The organism is Dyadobacter sp. (assembly GCF_039919315.1).
In the GTDB taxonomy this organism is placed as follows: Bacteria; Bacteroidota; Bacteroidia; order Cytophagales; family Spirosomataceae; genus Dyadobacter.
Genome location: NZ_JBDSFX010000060.1, coordinates 1 through 3375 on the forward strand (window position 1 = coordinate 1; position 3375 = coordinate 3375).

Below are 3375 nucleotides of genomic sequence, written 5' to 3' on the forward strand. Positions count from 1 at the left end.
TGTACTTTGTATAACATAGTACCTAGCATAGCATATATATTTGTCATGTTCAATCAGAACAACAACTGCCAACATTAAAAAAACATATAGCCATGAAAACTTTCATAAAAGCAATCGCATTAACCGCTGTTCTTACTGCATCTTTCGCCTTCAATACTTTCGCAGAAGACAAAGAATCTAAAAAAGTAAATGGTTTCGCTACCGGGATCTTTGTTTCAAAAACCGGTCGTATCCACATCAGTGTCGACAAGTACACCAATGCCAATACCGTCATTTTACTTTCAGACAACAAAGGAAATGTAGTGTACCGCGAAGTGATAGGCAAAAAAGTGGATAAGTTCAGAAAAGCAATGGATGTAAGTGACCTTCCGCTTGGAAGCTACACATTGGACATTTCAAGCAATGGTGAAACAATAACCAAAGCATTTGAACTGACCGTGAAACAAACTGAGCGCGAGATTACCATCAAGTAACTGCTTCAAAAGCACAAAAGGAGACATTGCGCTGACCTGCAATGTCTCCTTTTTTATGTCCTGTCGTTGAAATCGACTATATAACCACGTTAACGATACGCTTTGGCACCACGATCACTTTTTTGGCCGGGTTACCTTCCATCCACCGCAGAACGGTTTCATCTGCAAGTACCTCTTTTTCAATCTCAGAAGCAGGTGTATCCAATGGAAACGACAACGAAGCCCTTACTTTTCCATTGATCTGGATCGGGTATTCGAAAACGGCGTCCACCACATATTGCCGCTCCCATTTCGGGAATGCGGCTTTGGAAACCATCCCTTTCTCGTTGCCCAATGCATCCCAAAGTTCCTCCGAAATGTGCGGTGCGTAGGAAGAAACTAATATGATCAGCTCCTGCAATACAGCCCGGCTCTGGCATCTCAGACTTCCCAGTTCGTTCACACAAACCATGAATGCACTGACTGCCGTGTTGAATGAGAAGCTTTCAATGTCCTCTTCAATCTTCTTGATCGTCTTATGCAGGATTTTCAATTCCTCCGGCTTAGCAGGAACGTCCTTTACAATCCATTGTCCCGCGTCATTGTAAAACAACCGCCACAGCTTCCTGATAAAGCGATAAGCGCCGTCAATTCCATTGGTATTCCAGGGCTTTGCCTGATCCAACGGGCCTAAAAACATCTCGTACAACCGCAATGTATCCGCTCCGTACCTTTCAACAATATCGTCGGGATTCACAACATTGAATTTGGATTTGGACATTTTCTCCACCTCCACGCCACATATATACTTCCCGTCTTCCAGGATAAACTCCGCATTTTCACCAGCAATGTCCAGTCGTGTTGCTTTGAATTTAGCCACATCCAGCACATCATTCTCCACAATATTCACATCTACGTGCAATGCAGACACTTCATACTGCGACCGCAATCCCGCGCTTACAAAAACCGGTTTGCTATAATCATCCCCTTTTAACCGGTACACAAAATTGCTCCGTCCCTGGATCATTCCCTGGTTGATCAATTTCTTGAAAGGCTCCTCCTCGGGCACAAATCCTCTGTCTTTCAGAAACTTGTTCCAAAAACGACTGTACAACAAGTGGCCTGTAGCATGTTCCGTTCCACCAATGTACAGATCCACATCGCGCCAGTATTCGATCGCATCTTTCGACGCAAATTCTTCTGTGTTTTTAGGATCCATATAGCGGTACCAGTACCAGCTGCTGCCAGCCCAGCCCGGCATAGTGCTCAATTCGTAACCATTTCCTGAGCCGTGTGCCCAATCCTGCGCGCGTCCCAAAGGTGGCTCTCCGTTTTCGGTTGGCAAATATTTATCAACCTCCGGCAAATTCAGCGGCAACTCACTTTCCTCTAATAAATAAGGCAATGGTTGACCGGTACTGTCATTTTTATAATAAACCGGAACCGGCTCACCCCAGTAACGCTGACGGCTGAAAACCGCGTCACGCAAACGGTAGTTGATCTTTCCTTTACCAATACCTTTTTCTTCCAGCCACTGAACCAGTACCTTATTTGCCTCATGGAATGTCAAACCATTGATTATCCCTGAATTGATATAATGTCCTTCCTTGGTCGAATCCGCCTGGGTTTCGGTTTCTTTTTGAGAATCCAGGATCGGTATGATAGGCAGATTGAAATGCTTTGCAAAATTCCAGTCACGCTGGTCGCCTGATGGTACCGCCATTACAGCGCCCGTTCCGTAACCTGCCAATACATAGTCTGCAATGTAAACCGGCACTTTCTCACCATTGAAAGGATTAATGGCAAATGCACCCGTGAATGCTCCTGAAACCGTTTTCACGTCCGACATCCGGTCGCGCTCCGATTTCTTCTGCGTCATTGCAATGTACGCATCAATGTCCGCGCGCTGCTCAGGCGTAGTAATCACATCCACAAGCTCGTGTTCCGGCGCGATGACCATGAACGTCACCCCGTAAATCGTGTCCACTCGGGTGGTAAAAACTTCTATATTTCCCTCCTGCCCGTCAATCGCGAATTTCACCAGCGCACCTACTGACCTTCCGATCCAGTTGCGTTGCTGCTCTTTCAATGAATCAGTCCATTCCACAGTATCCAGGCCGTCCAGCAAGCGTTGCGCGTAAGCGGTAATGCGCATCATCCATTGACGCATCAGTTTTTGAATAACAGGAAATCCGCCACGTTCGGAAACGCCGTCCTTCACTTCATCATTCGAAAGCACCGAACCAAGGCCCGGGCACCAGTTGACGGTCGCATCCGCAACGTAGGTCAGCCGGTATTTCAATGTCAATTTATATTGCTCCTCTTCCGACCATGCATTCCACTCCTCAGCCGAAAACACCGGCGTATCTTCATCACGGGGTGCATTGACCTTTTGGTTTCCTTCCTTGCTGAATTTTTCAGTAAGCGTATCAATGGATTCAGCCTGGTCGGTATCGTTGTTATACCAGCTGTTGAACAATTCCGCAAAAATCCATTGTGTCCATTTGTAATAATCAGGATCGGATGTACGCACTTCCCGGCTCCAATCATAGCTAAGGCCCAGGTTTTTCAGCTGCTCAATGTAGCGGGTAATGTTCTGCTCGGTAGTGATAGCAGGGTGCTGGCCGGTTTGGATCGCGTACTGCTCGGCAGGAAGGCCGAAGCTGTCGAATCCCATCGGGTGCAGCACATTGAACCCCTTTAACCTTTTATAGCGGGAATAAATATCCGAGGCGATGTACCCTAGTGGATGGCCAACATGCAGCCCGGCCCCCGAAGGATACGGAAACATATCCAACACATAATACTTAGGCAAAGCGGATTCGTTGGAAACCTGGAAAGTACCGTTGCTTTGCCAGTAATCCTGCCACTTTTTTTCTATATCCCGATGACTATATTCACTCATATCTTTTGTTCTTAACCC

At 46.6% G+C, this 3375-nt stretch carries 2 protein-coding genes; one reads left to right on the plus strand and one right to left on the minus strand.

Annotated features, from left to right (window positions below):
* Positions 1-92: 92 nt before the first annotated feature.
* Complete coding sequence (locus ABIO93_RS17475) at positions 93-473, plus strand: hypothetical protein (RefSeq protein ID WP_348069919.1); 381 nt, start codon at positions 93-95, stop codon at positions 471-473.
* Between the two features lie 76 nt (positions 474-549).
* On the opposite strand, the gene leuS is transcribed toward ABIO93_RS17475, so the two are convergent.
* Positions 550-3357: a leucine--tRNA ligase gene (gene leuS / locus ABIO93_RS17480; RefSeq protein WP_348069921.1), complete on the minus strand. Its 2808-nt coding sequence runs from the start codon at positions 3355-3357 to the stop codon at positions 550-552.
* Between the last annotated feature and the right edge of the window lie 18 nt (positions 3358-3375).